Genomic DNA, 780 nt, shown 5'->3' with positions numbered 1-780 from the left:
TTTACCCGCGCCATTCGGACCGATGATACCGACAATCGCGCCAGCAGGCACTTTAAAGCTCAAATCGTCAATCAGCACTTTGTCGCCGAACGATTTGGAAACATTCACAAATTCAATGACTTCGTTTCCCAAACGCTCGGCAACAGGGATAAAGATTTCCTGAGTTTCGTTGCGTTTTTGGTATTCGTAGTTGCTCATTTCTTCAAAACGAGCCAAACGCGCTTTAGACTTGGCTTGGCGGCCTTTGGCATTTTGGCGCACCCATTCCAACTCCTGCTTCATCGCTTTCACGCGTGCAGCTTCGGATTTCGCCTCGTTTTCCAAGCGTTTTTCTTTCTGCTCCAGCCAAGACGAGTAATTGCCTTTCCACGGAATACCGTGTCCGCGGTCAAGTTCCAAAATCCATTCGGCGGCGTTGTCCAAGAAGTAGCGGTCGTGTGTTACCGCAACGACTGTACCGGGGAAGCGTACTAGGAATTGCTCCAGCCATTCGACCGATTCCGCATCCAAGTGGTTGGTCGGCTCGTCCAGCAAAAGCATATCGGGCTTGCTCAACAAGAGTTTGCACAAGGCAACGCGGCGTTTTTCACCGCCGGACAAATTGCCGATTTTGGCATCCCAATCAGGCAGGCGCAGAGCGTCGGCAGCGATTTCCAATTCATGCTCTGCACCGCCGCCGGTAGACGAACCCGCCGCAATAATCGCTTCCAGACGGCCCTGCTCTTCCGCCAACGCGTCAAAATCCGCATCAGGGTTGGCATACTCGGCATACACTTCTTC

At 52.6% G+C, this 780-nt stretch carries 1 protein-coding gene; it reads right to left on the bottom strand.

The features are described 5' to 3' along the window. Positions 1-780, bottom strand: a 780-nt coding sequence (locus ACTHUM_RS16170) for an ATP-binding cassette domain-containing protein (RefSeq protein WP_440403445.1), incomplete at both ends; no start/stop codon positions are given.

The organism is Neisseria sp. P0021.S006 (genome assembly GCF_051956895.1).
The sequence above is the reverse complement of the archived record's forward strand: the minus strand, read 5'-3'. Positions and strand labels throughout refer to the sequence as shown.